The sequence below is a fragment of the Mucilaginibacter boryungensis genome (genome assembly GCF_015221995.1).
Taxonomy (GTDB): Bacteria; Bacteroidota; Bacteroidia; order Sphingobacteriales; family Sphingobacteriaceae; genus Mucilaginibacter; species Mucilaginibacter boryungensis.
This window is the reverse complement of sequence record NZ_JADFFM010000002.1, coordinates 624,670-646,910: the sequence shown is the minus strand read 5'-3', so window position 1 is coordinate 646,910 and position 22,241 is coordinate 624,670. Positions and strand designations below refer to the sequence as shown.

The window sequence follows — 22,241 nt, the reverse complement described above, 5'->3', positions numbered from 1 at the left end:
ACCCGCTATGAAACTAAAACTAACCTGCTTTATTCTTGCCGTAACTATTGCGGTAACTTATTGGGGATGTAGTCACAACTGTTGTGCCCCGGGGCCACAAAATGTAATGTTCGCATTTAAAAATAATACGGAGTGGAGCGCCGGCGCATCGTTAGCCAAAGTAAATATCGGTACAGATTCTATATTTGTTACAGGCCAGACGGATGTAGAAAGCATTACCATTAAACTTAAGAAAGTAAACAATGTATATGCTTTAGTGAGCGCCGAATACTTTGTAACTGCCGGGCATGATACCCCCGTAAGGAGATATACTTTAGACCCTGCCCAAAGTAATACGGTTAGCATTACTGTTGATAATGGCCAGCATATAGAAGGCGCATTTAATTTAAATTTTACACAATATTTTACCAACCAGGCGGGGACTTACCCAACTATCGTGTCTTTTAAAAACGGCAACTTCAAAGCAAACTGGAAGTAAATACCTAAGGTTACAGGTCGCATCTGTGCTAAATAATTGTATTTTTGCCGTTCAATAAATTTTAAAGATACAATGAGCCAGAGAACTAAAATTAAAGCCTTGCTAACCGGCACACCAACCGGTACCGAAGTAACTGTTAAAGGATGGGTACGCGCATTCCGTCAAAACAGGTTTATCGCTTTAAATGACGGTTCGACCAATAATAACATCCAGATTGTAGTTGATTTTGAAAACACTGATCCCGCGCTGTTAAAACGTATAACTGTTGGCGCTGCCATTAGCGTAACAGGTGTTTTAACCCAATCGTTAGGCCAAGGGCAAACGGTAGAAATACCTGCAAGCACTTTGGAAGTTTTGGGCGATGCTGACCCGGAGAAATACCCTATCCAACCCAAAAAACACAGTCTTGAGTTTTTGCGCGAGAACGCCCACCTGCGTTTCCGCACCAATACCTTTGGCGCTATATTCCGTGTGCGTAACACGCTGGCCTTCGCGGTGCACCAGTTTTTACAGGAGAAAGGATTTGTTTACCTGCACACGCCCATCATTACAGCAAGCGACGCGGAAGGCGCGGGTGAAACTTTCCACGTAACCAATTTCGATTTTGATAAGATACCACGCAACGATGTGGGTGAAATAGATTACAAACAAGACTTCTTTGGTCGCGCCACCAATCTTACGGTATCAGGCCAGTTAGAGGGCGAGCTTGGTGCTATGGCGTTAAGCGACATCTATACTTTCGGCCCTACCTTCCGTGCGGAAAATTCGAACACTACGCGCCACTTAGCCGAGTTTTGGATGATAGAGCCTGAAATGGCTTTTTACGATTTGAAAGATAACGCCGATTTAGCGGAAGATTTGCTGAAATATGTGATACAATACGCGTTGGATAAGAATAAAGATGACCTGGAATTCTTAAGCCAGCGTTTGGCCGATGAAGAAAAGCAAAAACCGCAGAACGAGCGCTCGGAAATGAGTTTGCTGGATAAGCTGCAATTTTGCCTGGATAATGATTTTGAGCGTATCACTTATACCGAGGCTATTGATATTTTGCGCGAATCATCGCATAATAAAAAGAAAAAATTTCAGTATCTGATTGAAGGCTGGGGCGCCGACCTGCAATCGGAACACGAGCGTTACCTGGTAGAAAAGCACTTCAAAAAACCAGTAGTGCTTACCGATTATCCGAAGGAAATAAAATCATTTTATATGCGCCAGAACGATGACGGAAAAACCGTTGCCGCTATGGATATTTTGTTCCCGGGTATCGGTGAGATCATCGGTGGCTCGCAGCGTGAAGAACGCTTGGATAGATTAGAACAACGTATGGATGAGCTGGGTATCCCTAAAGATGAACTGTGGTGGTACCTGGATACCCGCCGTTTTGGTACTTGTCCGCATGCTGGCTTTGGCCTTGGTTTCGAGCGTTTGGTGCTGTTTGTAACCGGCATGGGCAATATCCGCGATGTGATCCCTTTCCCAAGGTTCCCTAAGAATGCAGAGTTTTAATATTGATTACACCGATATCACCTTCTGAGACTGTCGAAGGGTTGATTTCACAGATAACAAACAAAAGCCCGCTCAATTGAGCGGGCTTTTGTTTGTAGGTGTAATTAATCTCTAACTCCCATCACAAATCTCTCACGAAGATATTACCACCTACCGTGGCCGTGGCCTTTATACCAACCAAGGTGGCGGCCATTGTCGTGCCTGTAATACTCACGGTATACTACCGGGCGGCTATAATAGCTGCGGTAAACCACCGGACGGCTATAGTACCTGTGGTAAACTACAGGTTGATAATAGGGCTGATAAACCGGTTCATAATAACCCGGGCTATAATAAGCACGATGATAATTACCAGCGCTTACATGCACGCCTGGTGTATTTATGCTTACATGGAAGCGGGTTTGTGCTTGTGCTAAACTTAAGGAGCCTACAGTTAATATTAAGGCTGCTATTATGGATTTTATAGTTTTCATAGTACATAGTTTTTAGTTAAATAATTAACCGCTATTTACTATTATAGACTATTACCATGCCAAAAGGCTTAGTCGAGATTTGATTTTTGTGGCTTATTTACTGATTATCAGTAAGATTATTTTGATGTTTTTGACGGTAATATATCCTTTTTCGGTGTGTAAAAGGATAAGGAAATGTAGTTTATTGGAGACGGGTTACTTAATTTTGCTTGTCATTTCGAACGAGGTACGAGGAGAAATCTTATACGAGCAGCCTGTTATTACGTATAAGATTTCTCCCTTCGGTTCGAAATGACATTAAAGGTTCATATCGCAGAATCTAACTGCTTCACCGCTATGTATGCCATTAACCCTGTACTTAATTCCAGTGCCGATTCTTCAACATCAAAAGTTGGGGTGTGTACCGATGAGGTAATGCCACGGGCTTCGTTGCGGGTACCCAGGCGGTAAAAGCAGCTATCCGCCACTTGCGAATAGTAAGCGAAGTCTTCGGCAGCCATCCAGATATCAAGATCTACCACGTTCTCTTTACCCAGGTAGTCCTCGGCATGCGAGCGGGCCGAGGCTGTTAATACCGGCTCGTTGATCAGGAACGGATAACCGTGCATAATATTAAAATCGCAGCTGCCACCCATACTTTCGGCAATGCCTTCAGCCATTTTTTTCATTTTAATGTGGGCTTCCTTACGCCAGGCTTCATCCATGGTACGGAAAGTGCCTTCCAGATAAACTTCGTTAGGGATAACATTCGTAGCGCCGTTGGCAATTACTTTACCGAACGATAACACCGACGGACTTTTAGGGTCGGCAAAGCGGCTTACTACCTGCTGCAGCGCTGTTAATATATGAGCGGTAATAATTACCGGGTCTACATTTTGCTGTGGCTGCGCACCATGGCCGCCTTTACCTTTTACGGTAACATATAATTCGTCTGTACTGGCCATGTATTTGCCCGAACGGAAACCTACTTTACCGGCATCTATCAACGGCATTACGTGCTGACCAATTACGGCTTGTGGCTTAGGGTTTTCCAGTACGCCTTCTTTAATCATCAGGCTGGCCCCGCCGGGTAATTTTTCCTCGGCAGGTTGAAATATCAGTTTAACTGTTCCGCCAAAATCGTCTTTCAGTTGAGATAATATCTTAGCTGTGCCCAATAGTGACGAGGTATGCACATCGTGACCGCAGGCATGCATTACACCAACGTTTTGTGATTTATAAGGCACATCATTAGCTTCGGTAATAGGCAGCGCATCCATATCGCCACGCAGGGCTACAACACCATTTCCGGGTTTACCGCCTTTAATTAATCCAACCAATCCATTATCTGCCATACGCTGATAGGGGATACCCAGTTCATCCAGTTTCGCGGCTACATAAGCCGATGTTTTAACCTCGTGGAAACTTAATTCTGGGTTGCTGTGCAAATGGCGGCGATTAGCCACAACTTCATTAAATATTTCTTTAGAAAGTTGCTGTATCTTTTCTTTGATCATTGAACGGGTGGATTTATTTTTTCGCGGATGATGAACATGACAGGGAACATAGGCCTAAGCTCCTGTAATAATTTAGTAGCTTCCATGCGGGTGCGAAAATCGCCGGCATGTACTTTAAAATCGGGTTCCCGATAGCTGATATAGGTACGGATATCTGGATAATGGGCCTGCAATTTAGCTTGAGCCGCATACGCATCATTCCTGCTGGAACCATTAAATATTTGTACCCGGTAGCCTTGCGTAGCTATATAAGCGCCGCCGGTGCTTCCACCACTTCCTTTTACTGCTTCTAACCTGCGGGCGGCAAGGGTATCAATACGCGGGTCCTTTATAATTTCCAGTGTGCCACGGGTTTGCGCATGGGCGCTAATAGCTATAAAAAAAAACAAACAGCACCCTATTAATCTGCTTAAAGCCGGATAATATGATGCTGTTTGTTCCATCGTATGCATTTTTATTAATCAACGTCATCGCGAGGAGTGTAACGACGTGGCGATCCCCGAAATGCAGGGTAGACCTGCTTACCGGGGGTTGCCACGCTGCGCTCGCAATGACGCGCTTTTATTTGTTATTTAGCCCTCTCCCTCCCGGGGAGGGTTGGGTGGGGCTGGTTACGCCTGCCCTACGCCGTGGCAGTTTTTATATTTTTTACCGCTGCCGCAAGGACAAGGGTCGTTTCTGCCTATTTTTTGCTCGGCTTTTACCGGCATTTGTTTTTGCAGTTCGCGGGTATCTTCCATTGGCATGCCGCTATCGCTCACCAGTTCTGGTTTCGATGTACGCATATTCTTCATATCCGTACGTGGCTGCGGGCGGGCCTCGCGCACCTCATCAGGCGCCTGTTGCGTTGGGATAATCCCTCTGAACAGGAAGCTCACCAATTCTTTATTCACGTTGGCCAGCATCTGGCGGAACAATTCAAAAGCCTCGAATTTATATACTAATAACGGGTCTTTTTGTTCGTAAACGGCATTCTGTACCGATTGCTTTAACTCATCCATTTCGCGCAGATGCTCTTTCCAGGCGTCGTCAATAAGATACAGCGTCACGTTCTTTTCAAACGATTTAAATACCTCTACGCCGTGATTTTCTACCGCTTTTTTCAACGGCACAACAACCTGCAAACCATGGATGCCATCAGTAAACGGAACAATAATATCTTCAACCTGCGCGCCGCGGTTCACCAATACATCTTTCAGTACCGGGAACGCCTGGTTGGCTATACCTTCGGCTTTGCGTTTGTAAAAATCGCTTACCAGGGCAAACGTTTCGTCAACCAGCTTATTAAGGTTGGTAGCAGCAAATTCATCCTGTGAACTATTTACATCAACCGAGAACACGCGGATGATCTCCAAATGGAAACCTTCGTAATTGTTTTGCTCTTTGTATTCGGTAGCAATATCCTCAACTACATCAAAAATGGTGTTGCTGATATCTACATCTAAACGATCGCCAAACAGCGCGTTTTTACGTTTGGCATAAATAACGGTACGCTGCGAGTTCATCACGTCGTCATATTCCAGCAGGCGCTTACGGATACCAAAGTTGTTCTCTTCCACCTTCTTCTGCGCACGTTCGATAGATTTAGAGATCATCGAATGCTGGATAACTTCGCCATCTTCAATACCCATGCGCACCATCAGGCTGGCAATACGCTCAGATCCGAATAAACGCATCAGGTTATCTTCTAACGATACGAAGAACTGCGAAGAACCCGGGTCGCCCTGGCGGCCTGCACGGCCACGCAACTGACGATCGACACGGCGCGATTCATGACGCTCGGTACCTACAATAGCTAAACCGCCGGCTTCTTTAACGCCCGGGCCTAATTTGATATCCGTACCACGACCAGCCATGTTGGTAGCAATGGTAACGGTGCCTGCTTTACCAGCTTCGGCCACAATATCGGCTTCTTTCTGGTGCATTTTGGCGTTCAGTACGTTATGTTTAATGCCGCGCAGTTTAAGCATACGGCTTAATAATTCCGATATTTCTACCGAGGTAGTACCTACCAGTACCGGGCGACCGGCTTGGGTTAAAGCTACTATCTCATCGGCAACCGCGTTATATTTCTCGCGTACGGTACGGTAAACCAGATCCTGGCGGTCATCGCGGCTGATTGGCGTGTTGGTTGGGATTTCCACCACGTCCAGTTTGTATATTTCCCAAAACTCGCCTGCTTCAGTAACCGCGGTACCCGTCATACCGCAAAGCTTGTGGTACATACGGAAGTAGTTTTGCAGGGTAATGGTAGCGAAGGTTTGGGTAGCATCTTCAACCTTTACATTCTCCTTAGCTTCAATTGCCTGGTGCAGGCCATCGCTATAACGGCGACCGTCAAGCACACGACCGGTCTGCTCGTCTACAATTTTTACCTTCCCTTCATCAAGGATGTATTCGGTATCTTTTTCAAATAAAGTATAAGCCTTCAACAACTGGTTAACCGAATGGATACGCTCCGACTTAATAGAAAAATCGCGCATCAGCTCATCTTTCTTAGCTACTTTTTCCTCGGCGCTCAAGCTCGATCTCTCGATCTCGGCAATCTCGGTACCTACATCAGGCATTACAAAGAAATGCGGGTCCTCGCCCGACGTAGTGATCAATTCGATACCTTTTTCAGTCAGTTCAACCTGGTTGTTCTTTTCATCAATTACAAAGAACAAGTCACTGTCCACCTTAGGCATTTCTTTGCCCTGGTCCTGCATGTAATGGTTCTCGGTTTTTAACAGGACAGTCCTGTTGCCGCCTTCACTCAGGAATTTTATTAAGGCTTTATTTTTAGGCAAGCCACGGTGCGCGCGCAGTAAAGCTAAGCCGCCGCTATCAACATCGGTTTTACCCTCGTTAATTTGTTTTTTAGCTTCGTTTAGTATGCCGTTGATATAATTTTTCTGGGCATTTACCAAACGCTCTATACGTGGTTTCAGTTCATAAAACTCATGCTCATCGCCACGCGGGATAGGGCCTGATATAATTAAAGGTGTACGGGCGTCGTCAATTAATACCGAGTCAACCTCATCCACCATAGCATAGTGCGATTTGCGTTGCACCAACTCTTCCGGGCTACGTGTCATATTGTCACGCAGGTAGTCGAAACCAAATTCGTTGTTAGTGCCGAAGGTAATATCAGCCAGGTAGGCATTGCGGCGCTCTTCGCTGTTTGGCTCGTGTTTATCAATACAATCAACCGAAAGGCCGTGGAATTCATACAACGGGCCCATCCACTCCGAGTCACGGCGTGCCAGGTAATCGTTCACCGTTACAATGTGTACACCCTGCCCGGCCAGTGCGTTAAGGTAAGCGGGCAGCGTAGCCACCAGCGTTTTACCTTCACCTGTAGCCATCTCGGCAATTTTACCCTGGTGCAATACAATACCACCAATCAGCTGCACATCGTAGTGTACCATATCCCAGGTCACTTCGTTTCCGGCGGCCAGCCAGGTATTATGGTGAATGGCTTTATCGCCTTTTATAACTACGTTGGGTTTTTTAGTGGCCAGTTGGCGGTCAAAATCAGTGGCGGTAACTTCAAGGGTTGCGTTTTCTTTTAAACGTTTTGCAGTTTCCTTAACTACAGCAAATGCTTGTGGCAGTATATCCATCAGGATCACTTCCAGCTCTTTATTGCGGTCTTTCTCCAGTTTATCCTGTTGGGTATACAGGGCTACTTTTTCGTCAACCGGCATTTCCAGCTCGGTTTCTATACGGTCTTTTATCGCTTTTATTTCAGCGTCTATAGTGGCAAGGCCGCTGTTTATGGTTTCTTTAAAGCTGATGGTTTGCTGGCGCAATTCATCATTGCTCAATGTTTCCAATTGAGCGTAGGCTTCCTTTATTTTTTCAACAATAGGTTGTATTCCCTTAACGTCCCTGTCCGATTTGCTTCCAAAAAGCTTACTTATAAAATTCAGCATGATTTATTCGATCTCGTGATATATGGCATCACAACTTCAACAATTGCGCCAGTGCAATTTAAAAGTCATAATGGCAGGCGAAGTTACGGTTTTACGGGGAAAGTAGGAAGGTTAGGGACGACGGAAAGTCCGAATAGGTTGTTTTTTACTTCAGCATTAGTAATAACAATCTAATTTGAGCGCAGGTAATCTTGCGCTTGAAAATCACCTTGTAATCATTTTAATAAATTTTATGAGTATATATATACCACAAGAAACATATATAGCTGAGCCCAACAAAAATACGGTGTTGTTCATTTCCGGTGAACTAAGCTTGGTTGTAAATGCCAAGCCTGTTAAATAAACACCTAATATAAAACCACCTATAGGTAAAATAATTTTCAGATATTTTTTACTCTTTACCAATTCCATTTATATATCAATTTGGGCGTTGCCTTCGGCCCGGGCTATTCGCTACAAGTCCTCGCTACGCTGCGGGCTTTTCGCTGCTATCCCTAACGCGGCTTTGTTGTGCCGGCCCTACTTATCATCCAAATCATCATCCCCGGTTTCATCATCTGTGAAATCGTCCTCGTCAAAATCTTCAAAAAAGCGGTCTTCATCAAACATCAGCTCTTCCATTTTTTCCTGTTCGGGGGTACTGGTGTCAAAGCGGATGGCCCAGTTGTCGGGGATATCGTATGTTTTGTCGAACCCGCGTATCCAGGCCACAAACTCAATGCGGAACTCCTCTACTTTATCCCGCATCAGCTGCACGTAATCTTCCTCGTTTATCTTCACCATGCTGGCAAACGATACGGCGTTGAACATATCCTGCACGGCCAATTTTATCAGCACCGCGTTTTGCATGCGCAGCGAATATAAACCGCCGCCCTCGGCGCCGGCAATTTTGGCCTGTATCAGCGCCGCGTTGCTGCACATTTGTACCGACAGCGATTCTTTCATATCGTCCTCTTTCAGGGCTTCGGATATCACGTCGACCAGATCGAACAACTCTTGCGATTTTTGGTAAACCGGTAACGTTTCGTATTTGCGTAATTTTCGGGGCATTGGTAAATGTGCAAATGTGCGTATATGCAAATGTGCAAATGTGAAGGTAAGAAAATGTGCAGATGTGCGTATATGCAGATGTGCAAATTATCTCATTTTCTAAATTATATCCTCATCTGCATATTTGCACATCTTCGTATCTGCACATTTTCTAAATTATACCTCATCTGCATATTTGCACATCTTCGTATCTGCACATTTTCTAAATTATATCCTCATCTGCATATTTGCACATCTTCGTATCTGCACATTTTCTAAATTATATCCTCATCTGCATATTTGCACATCCGCACATCTGCACATTAATATTATCTTTGCCCTCACTATGAATATCCTGATCCTCGGTTCGGGCGGAAGGGAAAGCGCCTTTGCCTGGAAAATTGCCCAAAGCCCCAAATGTGATAAACTTTTTATTGCCCCCGGTAATGCCGGTACATCGCAATATGGTACTACCGTAAATATTGGAGTAAACGACTTTGAAGGGATAAAACAACTATGCCTCGATCAACATATCGACCTGGTATTGGTTGGCCCCGAAGAACCGCTGGTAAAGGGTGTACACGATTTCTTTTTGGCTGATGATGCCATCAAACATATTCCGGTGATTGGTCCGCAGGCCGAGGGGGCCCAGTTAGAGGGTAGCAAGGATTTTAGCAAACAGTTTATGCAGCGTCACGGTATACCTACGGCCGCATCGCGCACGTTTACCCGCGATACCTTGCAGGAAGGATTTGAATACCTGGCCACCGCTGGTCTACCCATCGTTTTAAAAGCGGATGGTTTGGCCGCCGGTAAAGGCGTACTGATATGCCTTAGCTTGCAGGAAGCACAACAGGAATTAATAGAAATGCTGAACGAAGCCAAATTTGGCGATGCCAGCAGTAAGGTAGTTATTGAGCAATTTTTACAGGGGATAGAACTGTCGGTTTTTGTGATGACCGATGGCAACAGCTATAAAATACTACCCGAAGCCAAAGACTATAAACGCATAGGCGAGGGCGATACCGGGCTGAATACCGGTGGTATGGGTTCTGTTTCGCCGGTACCCTTTGCTGATGCCGCGTTTATGAAAAAGGTGGAGGATCGTATAGTGATCCCTACTGTGGAAGGATTAAAGAAAGAAGGCATCCCTTATAAAGGGTTTATATTTATTGGCCTGATGAATTGCGATGGTGAACCCTACACCATTGAATATAACGCCCGCATGGGCGACCCGGAAACCGAGAGCGTAATGCGCCGTATTGACAGCGATTTTGTTGATTTGCTACAAGGCGTGGCTGAAGGCAACCTGCACGAAAAGGAATTGGTGATATCGCCAAAAACTGCTGCCACTGTAGTCTGCGTGGCCGGTGGCTACCCGGGCGAATACATGAAGGGGCAGGTAATTACCGGGCTTGATAATATGCGCGGCTCGCTGGTTTTCCAGGCGGGTACCGCCACACAAGGCGACGAGGTGATTGCCACCGGTGGCCGTGTGTTAATGGTAACCAGTCTTCAAGATACCATGTTTGAAGCCTTGCAGCAAGCCACCGCCGATGCCAGCCGGATCTATTACGATGGGAAGGTGTTTAGGAAAGATATAGGATTTGATCTATTGTAATTCGGATTTATAAACGATACGTCATTGCGAGCGATAGCGTGGCAATCCCCGATATGCGGGAGCGCTCTGTACATCGGGGATTGCCACGTCGTTTCACTTCTCGCAATGACGTTAGGTTTTGATTGACTGTTAATCTTAAAAAATTATCCATGGCACAACAAAATATCTGTCAACACATTAAAGACCTTACCACCCTGCAAGTTGCTGATGAGTTAGTTTGCGAGATATGCATTAAAAACCATGGCACCTGGGTGCATTTGCGTACCTGCCAAACCTGCGGTATAACCTTATGCTGCGATGATTCGCCGATGAAACACATGACGGCACATTATCATGAAACCGGGCATCCGGTCATCAGTTCGGCACAACCCGGTGAGCGGTGGTTGTGGTGTTACCCGGATGAAGTATTCGCCGAGTATTAGTGTTACGTGGGTGATACGATCTTAATTCATTGAGATTATATTAATACACCAACGACATTTTACACTACTAAAGCTAACCTGGTTACAACAGAAAATGGATTACATTCTAATTATCGTAGATTGTATATCAGTAGAAACACCTTTGATATATCGAATTTTCTGTATAGGTTTGTATAAATAACAAATCCCCTGCTTATTGTAGTTGCTTTCCTTACAACGGAAGCATTGCTACTTACACAGAGGCTTGTGTTACGGGCATCATTTTTACAACAAATGCTAAGCCCTATTGGGTGCGAACCAATTTTTTGAAGCCGGATTTATCCGGCTTTTATTTTTTTCATATACTCTTGTTTTAAAACGTTTCCGTTAAACCATTCAGGAAGCCCATAATAAAACCTATCTTCAATTGGGTTATTTGGAAATATAATTTTTTTAATGGCTTTTTCTTTAGTATTCAAAATACTAAATTGCCCTGAAAAGCTCGGGAATACAATGTCTCTATGTGTCTCGTCCTGATAAAGAGACAGTGCTTGTCTTACTGTCAGCGGCTTGTCCTCTTTCCTTAATATCCCAAGAATAGTGTTTTTAAACGTATTGCGTAATACAGGCTTAAATCCGGAAAAATCATAAGGCTGTGGGGCAGGTTTTTCCACTTTTTCCTCCGGAAATATAGACATAATAACATCCAAAGCAGCTTGTAGCTCTTTTGCTTTGTTCAAATGCTCTTGTATCTTGGCCTTGATATCAGATGGATTTATCACTTTGTCCATTTTGTATTGCTTAACGCTGTAAAAATATATATTATTATTCAATAATACAAGAGGATAGAGGTTTTTTTTCAAAGAGAGTTGTCCATCCACTTGAAATTAACCAAAACAAGAAGATTTATTAAATAGTTATAGAGGATTAAGAATTTTAATTATTATTATATTATATTGTAAATCAGGTTATTGAATTAAAATATCTAAATAATTAATTTAATAATATGGCGCTGGATCTTATTGCGTTAAATCTTCAATAGACCAACGCTAATGGCCCGTCCTTTACTACCAAAACAGACCAGCCAGGCTTCGAGCCGGCATTTACCTGCGCAATAAATTTATCGCGCAACCAGATGCCAACTTCTATTGAACCATCATTAAGCGATTCTGTCCACTCGCAGCGTACCTCTTTCTCGTTTCTAATAGGGGAGATTGCCGCGCCTTTATCCAGGTATTCTGCCGGGTTTAAATAAGGGGAAGATTGATTGGCCCAGTTACTATCCATTGGTGCAGCTTCCTGATTATATAGCCATACATCGCCAATAACATCGCCGTATTCCAGCAGATAAGCGTAGGCCACGCGGCCATCATCTTCTATCAGGACGGAGTAGTTTTCATCGAATTCGCAGGATATTTGTTGCAGGAATGTAGACATGCTGTGTTATACTAATCCGTTCTCCACCCGGTATTGCTGTTGTATTTCCAGCAGGCATTTGGCGCACAGGCAGCCATCGTGTAGTTCACTCACATACTGCACCTCGTTCAGGGTTAACTGCACGGTACTGCATTGGCACTTGGTGAATGCATTGGCCTTACACTCAAAAGTAGCGCGGCAGCGTTCGCAGTGGATGATCTCGTGTTTTATCATTAGTCGGAAAGTCCGGAAGACCGAAAGTCGGGAAGATTAGCGGGAAATGGAAATTTTGGTAATCATTGATTTGTAAAACACTATGTCATTGCGAGGAACGAAGCAATCGCGGACTATGCAGGTGGCTCTTTGGGTGTGCGATTGCCACGCTATCGCTCGCAATGACAAAGGGGTAATAATAAAAAAGGCCGGAAAACTATTCGCTTCCCGGTCTTGTATTCTGACTTAAGACTTTCAACTCAAGACTTAGAACTTATGCAGAGCATGTAACGCAACCTTCTTCCATTGAGCAGGTTGGGCCGGCTGGAATTTCGTCGACAATTTGGTCAACTAATTCAGGGATAACCGGATCCATGTTTTTACCACCCTGGTTCTCCACAGTAAACTTAACCGCTTGCGATGCTGCCTGTGTACGCAGATAGTACATACCTGTTTTCAGGCCTTTCTTCCATGCGTAGAAGTGCATTGAAGTAAGTTTGCTTGCATTTGGCGAATTGATGAACAGGTTTAACGATTGCGACTGGCAGATATAGGCGCCACGGTCGGCAGCCATATCTATAATGTTACGCATCTTAATTTCCCATACGGTTTTGTACAGGTCTTTCATATCCTGTGGTATTTCGGTGATATCCTGGATAGAACCATTTGCGCTGATGATCTTATCTTTCATGGTGCCGTCCCAAAGCTTGCGGTCAACTAAATCGCGGAGTAAGTGTTTATTAACGATCACAAACTCACCGCTCAGTACACGGCGGGTGTAAATGTTTGAAGTGTATGGCTCAAAGCATTCGTTATTACCCAAAATTTGCGATGTTGAAGCGGTAGGCATTGGCGCTACCAACAGCGAGTTACGCACACCATGGTTCATCACATCAAGGCGCAGGTTTTCCCAATCCCAACGGTTACTATCGGGTTTCACATCCCAAAGGTCGAACTGGAATTTACCTTTTGATAGCGGCGAACCTTTAAAGGTTTTGTATGGGCCATCTTTAATAGCCAGGTCCTTAGAGGCGGTCATGGCGGCAAAGTAAATGGTTTCGAAAATCTCTTTGTTCAGTTGTTTAGCCTCGTCGCTTTCAAACGGCATACGCAGCAGTATGAAGGTATCAGCCAGGCCTTGCACACCTAAACCAATAGGGCGGTGGCGCAGGTTGCTGTAGCGGGCTTCTTCAACCGGGTAGTAGTTATTATCGATGATCTTGTTCAGGTTAATGGTAGCCTGGTAAGTAACATCATACAGTTTCTGATGATCAAACACACCGTTAATAACATAACGTGGTAAGGCCAGCGATGCCAGGTTACAAACCGCAACCTCTTTATCCGAAGTGTACTCGATGATCTCGGTGCACAGGTTCGAGCTTTTTATGGTACCCAGGTTTTGCTGGTTAGATTTACCGTTGGCGGCATCTTTATACAACAGGTATGGCGTACCGGTTTCAACCTGACTATCTAACACGGCAAACCAAAGTTCCTGCGCTTTAATTACTTTGCGGGCGCGGCCTTCTTTTTCATACTTGGTGTAAAGCTTCACAAACTCCTCGCCATGGCAATCCGCAAGTCCCGGTGCTTCGTGCGGACAGAACAGGCTCCAGTCTTCGTTAGCTTCAACACGCTGCATAAACAAATCAGATACCCAAAGGGCGTAGAACAGATCGCGGGCACGCATTTCCTCTTTACCGTGGTTTTTACGCAGGTCAAGGAATTCGAAGATATCGGCATGCCATGGCTCCAGGTAAATAGCAAAGGCGCCTTTACGCTTGCCGCCGCCCTGGTCTACATAACGGGCGGTATCGTTAAACACGCGCAGCATTGGGATAATACCGTTGCTGGTACCGTTAGTGCCGCTGATGTATGAACCGGTTGCACGCACATTGTGGATGCTTAAACCGATACCACCCGCGCTTTGCGATATTTTGGCGGTTTGTTTCAGTGTATCGTAAATACCATCAATACTGTCATCTTTCATTGTTAACAGAAAGCACGATGACATTTGTGGTTTTGGTGTACCGGCATTGAACAATGTTGGGGTTGCATGTGTAAACCAGCGTTCGCTCATCAGGTTGTAAGTTTTGATGGCGCTTTCAATATCTTCCTTATGTATACCTACCGATACACGCATAAACATATGCTGCGGGCGTTCGGCAATTTTACCGTCAAGCTTTAACAGGTATGATTTTTCGAGGGTTTTAAAACCAAAGTAATCAAAGCCAAAATCACGGTCGTAAATAATGCTGCTGTCCAGTTCTTCGGCGTTGGCCATAATTACCTGGTACACATCATCGGCCAGCAAAGGCGCGGCTTTACCATTTTTAGGATCTACATATTCATATAGATTCTTCATGGTTTCAGAGAACGATTTGATGGTATTTTTGTGCAGGTTCGATACTGCTATACGCGATGCCAGCAAAGCATAGTCGGGGTGCTTGGTGGTTAACGACGCTGCCGTTTCTGCCGCCAGGTTATCCAGTTCGGACGTGGTTACGCCGTCGAACAAACCTTCAATTACTTTTTTTGCCACATCGATTGGATCGACCAGCGATGGAAAACCATAGCACAGTTTTTCGATGCGTGCGGTGATCTTGTCGAATTTTACGGTCTCTTTTTTGCCGTCTCTTTTAATTACAAACATTGTGTCCCCCTCTTTTTTGTTCCCTTACCGGAACGTTTTATTATTTCTGTTAATTAATTCTTGTCTGTCTGAACCCGCCCCCTCTAAATCTCCCCCGGTAGGGGAGACTTCCAAAATCCTCCCTTCCGGGGAGCGTTGGGAGGGACTTCCCCTAAAAATCCTCGTCCAATGAGAACGCTTTGCTGTCTGTTGTGCCGGAATTATTTAGCACACCGCTTTTTTGATAATCGCCTACGCGTTTTTCAAAGAAATTGGTTTTACCCTGCAGCGATATCATCTCCATAAAATCAAATGGGTTGCTTGCGCCATAATGCTTAGGATAACCCAGTTCGCCCAGCCACCTGTCGGCTACAAATTCAATGTACTGGCTCATTAGCTTGGCATTCATACCTATTAATGAAACGGGCAATGCATCGCTGATGAATTCTTTTTCAATCTCCACCGCGTCGGTGATGATCTTGGTTACCGCATCTTTGCTCAGCTTATTTTCAAGCATGCTATATAGCAGGCAGGCGAATTCGCAGTGCGAGCCTTCATCCCGTGATATCAACTCGTTACTGAAGGTTAGTCCCGGCATTAACCCACGTTTTTTTAACCAGAAGATAGAGCAGAAGCTGCCCGAAAAGAAAATACCCTCTACCGCAGCGAATGCTACCAAACGTTCGGCAAATGATCCGTTGTTTATCCAGCGCAGGGCCCATTCGGCTTTTTTCTGCACGCACGGTATGGTATCAATTGCGTGGAACAAGCGGTCTTTCTCGGCTGAATCTTTAATATAAGTATCGATCAGTAGGGCATAAGTTTCCGAGTGGATATTCTCCATCATGATCTGGAAACCGTAGAAGCAACGCGCTTCAGGCAATTGTACCTCGCTCATAAAATTTACGGCCAGGTTCTCGTTCACGATACCGTCGCTCGCTGCAAAAAATGCCAGGATGTGCGATATGAAATGGCGCTCGCCATCGTTCATATTATCCCAGTGCTTTAAATCGTCAGAAAGGTCAATTTCCTCGGCTGTCCAAAAGCTCGCTTCGGCCTTTTTATACATCTCCCAAATGGCAGGATATTTTATAGGCAGAATTACAAAGCGGTCTTTGTTTTCTCTTAAAAGCAATTCATTTTCCTGGCTCATATTCCCTGTTATTTTTTATTATTTATTTTTTGTAACCATTTGTTATAAGTCGACAACGCCACCCTGCTTTTCTTTCTTTTTTTTGAAAGCAGCTAAAAAGAACCTGTCTTCTAATAAATTTATGGTTGTAAACATTCTTTCCAAACCGTACTTTTTGCTAACGTATGATTACCACTGCGTTAACCGTTTTTCAGTAGATTTTGACGGCGGTGAAAGAACTAAAACAAATGTAACGGCTGACCCCATTTCTTGTACGCCGAAGTTTTGCACATCAAGGGTAAGTTTTACACAATTTATAGACGCAAAAAAAGAGGAACTTTTTCATACAACTTTCCATTCTATTCCCGATGCAAAATTTTAGTTTTTAGCGAATGGCACTCCTGACGGTCGAAACGCTATTATTGTTTTATTAGCGGCTGCGATTGCCTAAGTTTGCCATCGTATGAATCCAAAGCTTAGCCTTGTTATTGGTATTATTTGCATTGCCTTCTCGGCCATATTTGTAAAGCTGGCAGGCGTTGCACCGGCAACTGCCGCACTTTACCGCATGGCAATTGCGTGGGTTATTATATTGCCTTATGTATTGATAAAAGGTAAAACCACCTTTGCACGGAAGGATATGTGGATTGCCTTGCTGGCCGGTGTGGTATTCGCTACCGATATTACGGTGTGGAATATGTCTATATTAAAGATCAGCGCTACGGTATCAACACTGCTGGCCAATTTGGTGCCGGTTTGGGTGGGGTTAATGAGCTTTATATTCCTGCGAAAACATTCGGGCTGGCCCTTTTGGCTGGGAACGGCTATAGCTATCGGCGGCATGCTGGTTTTGGTGGGCTACCAGGCTTTGGTTACCCTGCATTTTAGCGCCGGCATACTGCTGGCTGTGGCTGCCAGCGTATTATATGCTACCTATATTATGCTTAGCAAAAATGTGCTGCAACGCACAGATATCGTCACCTTTATGTTTTATAATATGCTGGGCGCCATTGTTTTTTTATTAATTGTGAATTTGATACAGGGGGCAGAGCTAATTCAATTTCCGGCAAGCACCTGGGGTTACTTTATAGGGATGGGCGTACTTTGCCAGCTTTTAGGGTGGCTTACCATTAATTATGCCATCAGCCATTTGCCGGCTACCAAAACAGCAGTAGCCTTACTGGCGCAAACCGTGGTTACTGCTATTTTCGCAGCGATATTATTAAAAGAGAAGCTGGAGCTGAAAGAGATAGCAGGCAGTATAATTGTACTGGCAGGGATTGGGATAACATTTGTGAAGGGAGCAAAAACCGCGTAGGCGTATACAAAACTTTGCGATAATTCTTTTAGGCTTATTTAGGGCACGGGGATGGAGGAAGATTTTTATTTGCATCCCTAAGCCTTATCCCCTAAATTAGCAACCGCTTATAAAAAACAAAATTAGTGCCCGAGGAAGGAAATAGTAAAACCCGTAAAGATCCATACGCGCCGCTCCGGTATAAGGATTTTCGCTCGTACATCAGCATGCGTTTCTTTTTTACGTTTGCCTACCAAATGCAAACTACGGTACTTGGCTTCTACGTTTACCAACTCACCCACAAGGCTGAATACATTGGTTATATTGGTTTGGCCGAGGTGATCCCTGCGGTTTGTGTGGCCATGTTTGGAGGGTACGTTGCCGATAAGTACGAAAAGCGCAAAATGCTGCTCTGGATATTTGCCGGCGTGTTCCTTTCGTCATTGGTGATGGGTGCGGTTACCTTTAGCGCATTTTCACAGCATATCACTTTAGGCTGGATACTGGCAGTTATTTACGCCATGATATTTTGCAATGGTGTTGCCCGGGCGTTTTATGGGCCGGCGGTATTTATTGTATATTCCAATAGTATTCCCAAAGAATTATACCCAATAGCTGCCACCTGGAGCAGTTCAAGCTGGTACATGTCGGCCATTTTAGGCCCGCTGATTGGTGGTTTCCTTTATGGCTTTTCCGATAAAATTATGCCCGGTTTGGCTGGTATTACAGCCAATTTTGTGGTAATCATCCTGTTTATGCTGATATCGCTTTTGGTGGTTGCAAGTCTGCGGAAATACCCGGCAACATTTATTCCAAAAGATAATATCTGGAAAAGCCTGGCCGAGGGCCTGCGATTTGTTTTCAAAACCAAAATGATGCTTTACGCGATAAGCCTCGACTTGTTTTCGGTACTGTTTGGCGGTGTAGTGGCTTTACTGCCCATATTTGCTTTAGATATACTGAAAGTAGGGTCGGAAGGGTTGGGTATTATGCGTATGGCCTCGTCAGTAGGGGCGGGTTTAACTCTTATTGTCATGACCCGCTTTTCGCCTATGAATAAACCCTGGCGTAACCTGCTTATTGTGGTGGCTGGTTTTGGTGTGTCGATAGTAGGTTTTGGTTTATCGCATATTTTCTGGCTGTCGCTTTTATTCCTGTTCCTGCAGGGCGCGTTCGATAGCGTGAGCGTAATTATCAGGGGAACAATTATGCAACTACTCACCCCCGATGAAATGCGTGGCAGGGTATCGTCAGTAAATCAAATGTTCATCAGTTCCTCAAACGAGTTTGGCGATTTTGAATCAGGTATGGCCGCCAAGTTCCTGGGCACTATACCGGCCGTACTTTTCGGTGGCGCTATGACGCTGGGTGTTGTTACCTTTACCTATTTCAAAACCCGCAAAATGCTGCCCCTGGGATTGAACGATATTCATTTACCTGAAAAGGAAGAGCCGATAAGCCCGCCGGTAGCATAAAAGATGTGCAAATGTGCGCATATGCGGATGTGCAAATAATCATCTGCATATACGCACATCTTCTAATTTGCACATTCTTAAGGAAGTTCTACTTCTGCTGTCACTTTCTCGCCAATTTGCTGGCGCCACATAGCATAGTATAAACCTTTTTGCTGTATCAGGTCAAGGTGTTTGCCCGACTCAATGATATGCCCTTTCTCCAATACATAAATGGTATCGGCATGCATAATGGTAGACAGGCGGTGAGCGATCAGGATAGTGATATGATCGGTCTGATCGGATACATCCTTTATCGTTTCGGTAATTTCTTCTTCAGTGATCGAATCAAGTGACGACGTAGCCTCGTCAAACACCAAAATATCCGGACGGCGCAGCAGTGCGCGGGCAATGGAAAGGCGTTGTTTTTCACCACCCGATACTTTTACACCACCTTCGCCTATCAAAGTGTCCAACCCCTTATCGGCTCGGGCCAACAGGCTTTGACAGGCTGCACGGTGCAATACGTTCATACATTCCTCGTCAGTAGCACCCGGGCGCACAAACAACAGGTTCTCGCGGATGGTGCCCGAAAACAGCTGGGTATCCTGCGTCACAAACCCTACACGTTCGCGTAACTGGTCAAGATCAATCTCTTTACTTAATACATTGTTATACATGATATCGCCTTCCAGAGGCTGATACAAACCTACCAGCAGCTTCACCAGCGTGGTTTTTCCCGAACCCGAAGGGCCAACAAATGCTACCGTCTCACCACTGTTTACTTCAAAATCAATATGGTTAAGCGCGTTGCGGTTAGCGGTTAGGTGTTTAAAGCTGACATTGTTGAATGTTAGGGTTTTTACCCTTTCAATCAGCACAGGTTTAACAGGTTTTATATCTATCGGTGTGTTTAGGATACGCTCAAAGTTAGCCAGTGATACCTGTGCCTCGCGCCATGACTGTATGGTGTTACCTAATTCCTGCAAAGGGTTGAATAAAAAGAATGAGTAGAACAGGAACTGAAAGTAATTACCTGGTGTTAATGTACCCTTAAAGATAAGGATCAATAAAATAACGATCATGCAGCTGCGCACCAGGTTAACTACCGTGCCTTGAATAAAACTCATGCTGCGCACAAATTTTACTTTCTTCAGCTCCAGATCCAGTATTTTGTAGGTAGTTTTATTCAGCCGTTCAATTTCCTGCTTCACCAGTCCCAGGCTTTTGATCAGTTCAATATTCCGCAGCGATTCAGTGGTCGAGCCTGCCAGGGCAGTAGTTTCACCAACTATTTTCTTTTGGATGTTTTTTATCCTGCGACTTAACAAAGTACTAACAATAGCAATTACCGGAATGGCCGCGAAGTATACCAGTGTTACCTTATAGCTTACTGTTAACGAGTAAATGATAACGAATACCATACCCACCAGGCTTACAAACAATACGCTGATGAAGGAGGTGATAAATTTTTCGCAATCCAGGCGCACCTTTTGTAAAATCCCCAGTGTTTCGCCGCTACGCTGGTCTTCAAATACCTGGTACGGTAATTCAAGCGAATGTTTCAGGCCATCGGCATACATTTTAGCACCGGTTTTTTGGACGATGATATTAGTAAAATAATCCTGGAAGTTTTTTGCTATACGCGATACCATAGCCGCGCCCACGGCCAGCCCTACCAATATCAGCGATCCGTGTAAACGATACTCATAGGTATAGTACTTGCCGCTTTTAGGCATCATGTAGTTGTCTACTATTTTCCCGGTGATCATTGGATCGAGCAGCGAGAAGCCTATATTTAATGCGGCCAGCACCAGGGCCAGCAATACTACCCAGCGATGGTTTTTTAAGTATGATAAAAGAGTCTTCATGCAAATGTATATCGTAATTGTGAACTGAAGCCATATTGCGCAACAGGCTTATGCCGGCAATGGACATCCAGGTATTTAACAAAAATAAAAAAAGGGAACGGCTAAGTAGCTCGTCCCCTTTTTTTTGACATTACGCTGTTAAGCTTATACCGTCATTATATCTTTTTCCTTAGCATCTGTTAGCGAATCAATTTTTGATATATAGCCATCAACCAGTTTTTGCACTTCAGCTTCGCCGGTTTTCATTTCATCTTCAGATACCCCTTCGGTTTTTAGTTTCCTAATTTTCTCATTAATATCTTTACGGATATTACGTATGGCGATTTTGCCGTTTTCGGCTTCAGCCTTAGCTTTTTTAACCAGGTCGCGGCGGCGCTCTTCAGTTAGCGGTGGTACATTTATACGGATAATTACGCCGTCGTTCTGAGGGTTAACACCAAGATTAGCTTCCATAATGGCTTTTTCAATAGCGCCCAGCAGGCTTTTTTCCCATGGCTGCACTACAATGGTTTTAGCATCGGGCGTATTTACACTGCCTACCTGGCTTAGCGGGGTAGGCGACCCGTAATAATCAACCATTACGCCGTCAAGCATGGAGGGGCTGGCTTTGCCGGCACGTATTTTTCCCAATTCGTTATCGCAGTGGTCAATAGCCTTGTCCATCAGGCTTTTTGCATCAGTTAACTGTTTTTTAATGAGTTCGCTCATGGTGAGATAGTTTTTGCAAAAATAGTAAATAAGGTGAAAGGTCAAAGCAGAAAGGTGAAAGGTTAAATTAAAACATACAGGGCGGTAAGTTTGCATGACTTCGGCCAAAACAGCATACAATCAATGCCTTATCGTCATTAATTTATAAATAAGGCTCCGGCACGTAATTTATTTGTCAGAATGTCAGCACAACACTTGTGGCAAGCATTTTGAATATATATGTTTGTTGAACTTTTAAAAAAAATAACATGGCTTTAGAAATTACTGACGCAAACTTTGAGGAGCTTGTGCTTAAATCTGATAAACCCGTATTGGTTGACTTTTGGGCAGAATGGTGCGGCCCTTGTAGAATGGTTGGCCCGGTAGTGGAAGAAATTGCAAAAGAATACGACGGCAAAGCTGTTGTTGGCAAAGTAAATGTTGACAATAACCCCGGCATTTCAATGAAATTCGGTATCCGCAATATCCCTGCTTTACTGTTCTTTAAGAATGGCGAGATAGTTGACAAACAAATTGGCGCTGTACCAAAATCAGTACTGGCCGATAAACTGGTTAAACAGTTATAATATATCTTTCTAAGTTTTATAAAAAAGGCCGCTT

At 44.4% G+C, this 22,241-nt stretch carries 19 protein-coding genes; 7 read left to right on the top strand and 12 right to left on the bottom strand.

Features of this window, described 5'->3' with window-relative positions; all coding sequences use genetic code 11:
- Positions 1-7 precede the first annotated feature (7 nt).
- Positions 8-478 (top strand): hypothetical protein, encoded by a 471-nt coding sequence (locus IRJ18_RS15785; RefSeq protein WP_194107273.1) that lies wholly within the window; start codon positions 8-10, stop codon positions 476-478.
- 72 nt (positions 479-550) lie between these two features.
- Positions 551-1,987 carry an asparagine--tRNA ligase gene (gene asnS, locus IRJ18_RS15780; RefSeq protein WP_194107272.1) on the top strand — a complete coding sequence of 479 codons (1,437 nt, stop codon included), beginning with the start codon at positions 551-553 and terminating at the stop codon, positions 1,985-1,987.
- Positions 1,988-2,130: 143 nt separating this feature from the next.
- Here the strand turns inward: asnS and IRJ18_RS15775 are convergent, their stop codons facing one another.
- The 5 genes from IRJ18_RS15775 to IRJ18_RS15755 form a co-directional block, all read right to left on the bottom strand.
- Positions 2,131-2,460 (bottom strand): hypothetical protein, encoded by a 330-nt coding sequence (locus IRJ18_RS15775; RefSeq protein WP_194107271.1) that lies wholly within the window; start codon positions 2,458-2,460, stop codon positions 2,131-2,133.
- A gap of 305 nt (positions 2,461-2,765) precedes the next feature.
- Entirely contained in the window at positions 2,766-3,956 is a 1,191-nt protein-coding gene (locus IRJ18_RS15770; protein WP_194107270.1) for a M20 metallopeptidase family protein, read from the bottom strand.
- Complete coding sequence (locus IRJ18_RS15765) at positions 3,953-4,399, bottom strand: SPOR domain-containing protein (RefSeq protein WP_194107269.1); 447 nt, start codon at positions 4,397-4,399, stop codon at positions 3,953-3,955. Before IRJ18_RS15765 ends, IRJ18_RS15770 begins: the two co-directional genes overlap by 4 nt.
- Positions 4,400-4,567: 168 nt before the next feature.
- Positions 4,568-7,873 (bottom strand): preprotein translocase subunit SecA, encoded by a 3,306-nt coding sequence (gene secA / locus IRJ18_RS15760; RefSeq protein ID WP_194107268.1) that lies wholly within the window; start codon positions 7,871-7,873, stop codon positions 4,568-4,570.
- Positions 7,874-8,392: 519 nt separating this feature from the next.
- Complete coding sequence (locus IRJ18_RS15755) at positions 8,393-8,923, bottom strand: hypothetical protein (protein ID WP_194107267.1); 531 nt, start codon at positions 8,921-8,923, stop codon at positions 8,393-8,395.
- Positions 8,924-9,248: 325 nt separating this feature from the next.
- Here IRJ18_RS15755 and purD point away from each other — a divergent pair, with 325 nt between their 5' ends.
- Both purD and IRJ18_RS15745 read left to right on the top strand, forming a co-directional pair.
- On the top strand, positions 9,249-10,523 hold the full coding sequence (gene purD, locus IRJ18_RS15750) for a phosphoribosylamine--glycine ligase (RefSeq protein WP_194107266.1): 1,275 nt from the start codon (positions 9,249-9,251) through the stop codon (positions 10,521-10,523).
- Between the two features lie 149 nt (positions 10,524-10,672).
- Positions 10,673-10,945 carry a UBP-type zinc finger domain-containing protein gene (locus IRJ18_RS15745; RefSeq protein ID WP_194107265.1) on the top strand — a complete coding sequence of 91 codons (273 nt, stop codon included), beginning with the start codon at positions 10,673-10,675 and terminating at the stop codon, positions 10,943-10,945.
- Between the two features lie 317 nt (positions 10,946-11,262).
- On the opposite strand, the gene IRJ18_RS15740 is transcribed toward IRJ18_RS15745, so the two are convergent.
- From IRJ18_RS15740 to IRJ18_RS15720, 5 genes are all read right to left on the bottom strand, one after another.
- On the bottom strand, positions 11,263-11,715 hold the full coding sequence (locus IRJ18_RS15740) for a hypothetical protein (RefSeq protein ID WP_194107264.1): 453 nt from the start codon (positions 11,713-11,715) through the stop codon (positions 11,263-11,265).
- A 244-nt stretch (positions 11,716-11,959) separates the two neighbouring features.
- Complete coding sequence (locus tag IRJ18_RS15735; RefSeq protein WP_194107263.1) at positions 11,960-12,361, bottom strand: hypothetical protein; 402 nt, start codon at positions 12,359-12,361, stop codon at positions 11,960-11,962.
- Positions 12,362-12,367: 6 nt separating this feature from the next.
- Positions 12,368-12,574 carry a cysteine-rich CWC family protein gene (locus IRJ18_RS15730; RefSeq protein WP_194107262.1) on the bottom strand — a complete coding sequence of 69 codons (207 nt, stop codon included), beginning with the start codon at positions 12,572-12,574 and terminating at the stop codon, positions 12,368-12,370.
- Positions 12,575-12,827: 253 nt separating this feature from the next.
- Complete coding sequence (locus IRJ18_RS15725) at positions 12,828-15,203, bottom strand: ribonucleoside-diphosphate reductase subunit alpha (RefSeq protein ID WP_194107261.1); 2,376 nt, start codon at positions 15,201-15,203, stop codon at positions 12,828-12,830.
- Between the two features lie 151 nt (positions 15,204-15,354).
- Positions 15,355-16,335 (bottom strand): ribonucleoside-diphosphate reductase small subunit, encoded by a 981-nt coding sequence (locus IRJ18_RS15720; RefSeq protein ID WP_194107260.1) that lies wholly within the window; start codon positions 16,333-16,335, stop codon positions 15,355-15,357.
- A gap of 442 nt (positions 16,336-16,777) precedes the next feature.
- Between IRJ18_RS15720 and IRJ18_RS15715 the strand changes: the two genes are divergently transcribed.
- Positions 16,778-17,632: a DMT family transporter gene (locus IRJ18_RS15715; protein ID WP_194107259.1), complete on the top strand. Its 855-nt coding sequence runs from the start codon at positions 16,778-16,780 to the stop codon at positions 17,630-17,632.
- Between the two features lie 125 nt (positions 17,633-17,757).
- Positions 17,758-19,086 (top strand): MFS transporter, encoded by a 1,329-nt coding sequence (locus IRJ18_RS15710; RefSeq protein WP_317174094.1) that lies wholly within the window; start codon positions 17,758-17,760, stop codon positions 19,084-19,086.
- Between the two features lie 77 nt (positions 19,087-19,163).
- Here the strand turns inward: IRJ18_RS15710 and IRJ18_RS15705 are convergent, their stop codons facing one another.
- A complete protein-coding gene (locus IRJ18_RS15705; RefSeq protein WP_194107258.1) occupies positions 19,164-20,933 on the bottom strand; it encodes an ABC transporter ATP-binding protein in 1,770 nt (589 codons plus the stop codon).
- A 144-nt stretch (positions 20,934-21,077) separates the two neighbouring features.
- Positions 21,078-21,641, bottom strand: coding sequence for a ribosome recycling factor (frr, locus tag IRJ18_RS15700; protein WP_194107257.1), 564 nt, complete (start codon positions 21,639-21,641; stop codon positions 21,078-21,080).
- A gap of 248 nt (positions 21,642-21,889) precedes the next feature.
- Between frr and trxA the strand changes: the two genes are divergently transcribed.
- Positions 21,890-22,207: a thioredoxin gene (gene trxA / locus IRJ18_RS15695; protein ID WP_173413254.1), complete on the top strand. Its 318-nt coding sequence runs from the start codon at positions 21,890-21,892 to the stop codon at positions 22,205-22,207.
- The last annotated feature ends 34 nt before the right edge of the window (positions 22,208-22,241 follow it).

Bases quoted from the DNA above. Each gene is read 5' to 3' on its own strand.
- IRJ18_RS15765 (WP_194107269.1), bottom strand. From the start codon at position 4,399: ATGGAACAAACAGCATCATATTATCCGGCTTTAAGCAGATTAATAGGG.
- IRJ18_RS15775 (WP_194107271.1), bottom strand. From the start codon at position 2,460: ATGAAAACTATAAAATCCATAATAGCAGCCTTAATATTAACTGTAGGC.
- IRJ18_RS15785 (WP_194107273.1), top strand. From the start codon at position 8: ATGAAACTAAAACTAACCTGCTTTATTCTTGCCGTAACTATTGCGGTA.
- IRJ18_RS15720 (WP_194107260.1), bottom strand. From the start codon at position 16,335: ATGAGCCAGGAAAATGAATTGCTTTTAAGAGAAAACAAAGACCGCTTT.
- asnS (WP_194107272.1), top strand. From the start codon at position 551: ATGAGCCAGAGAACTAAAATTAAAGCCTTGCTAACCGGCACACCAACC.
- IRJ18_RS15705 (WP_194107258.1), bottom strand. From the start codon at position 20,933: ATGAAGACTCTTTTATCATACTTAAAAAACCATCGCTGGGTAGTATTG.
- IRJ18_RS15770 (WP_194107270.1), bottom strand. From the start codon at position 3,956: ATGATCAAAGAAAAGATACAGCAACTTTCTAAAGAAATATTTAATGAA.
- IRJ18_RS15715 (WP_194107259.1), top strand. From the start codon at position 16,778: ATGAATCCAAAGCTTAGCCTTGTTATTGGTATTATTTGCATTGCCTTC.
- secA (WP_194107268.1), bottom strand. From the start codon at position 7,873: ATGCTGAATTTTATAAGTAAGCTTTTTGGAAGCAAATCGGACAGGGAC.
- frr (WP_194107257.1), bottom strand. From the start codon at position 21,641: ATGAGCGAACTCATTAAAAAACAGTTAACTGATGCAAAAAGCCTGATG.
- IRJ18_RS15730 (WP_194107262.1), bottom strand. From the start codon at position 12,574: ATGATAAAACACGAGATCATCCACTGCGAACGCTGCCGCGCTACTTTT.
- IRJ18_RS15725 (WP_194107261.1), bottom strand. From the start codon at position 15,203: ATGTTTGTAATTAAAAGAGACGGCAAAAAAGAGACCGTAAAATTCGAC.
- purD (WP_194107266.1), top strand. From the start codon at position 9,249: ATGAATATCCTGATCCTCGGTTCGGGCGGAAGGGAAAGCGCCTTTGCC.
- trxA (WP_173413254.1), top strand. From the start codon at position 21,890: ATGGCTTTAGAAATTACTGACGCAAACTTTGAGGAGCTTGTGCTTAAA.
- IRJ18_RS15755 (WP_194107267.1), bottom strand. From the start codon at position 8,923: ATGCCCCGAAAATTACGCAAATACGAAACGTTACCGGTTTACCAAAAA.
- IRJ18_RS15740 (WP_194107264.1), bottom strand. From the start codon at position 11,715: ATGGACAAAGTGATAAATCCATCTGATATCAAGGCCAAGATACAAGAG.
- IRJ18_RS15735 (WP_194107263.1), bottom strand. From the start codon at position 12,361: ATGTCTACATTCCTGCAACAAATATCCTGCGAATTCGATGAAAACTAC.
- IRJ18_RS15745 (WP_194107265.1), top strand. From the start codon at position 10,673: ATGGCACAACAAAATATCTGTCAACACATTAAAGACCTTACCACCCTG.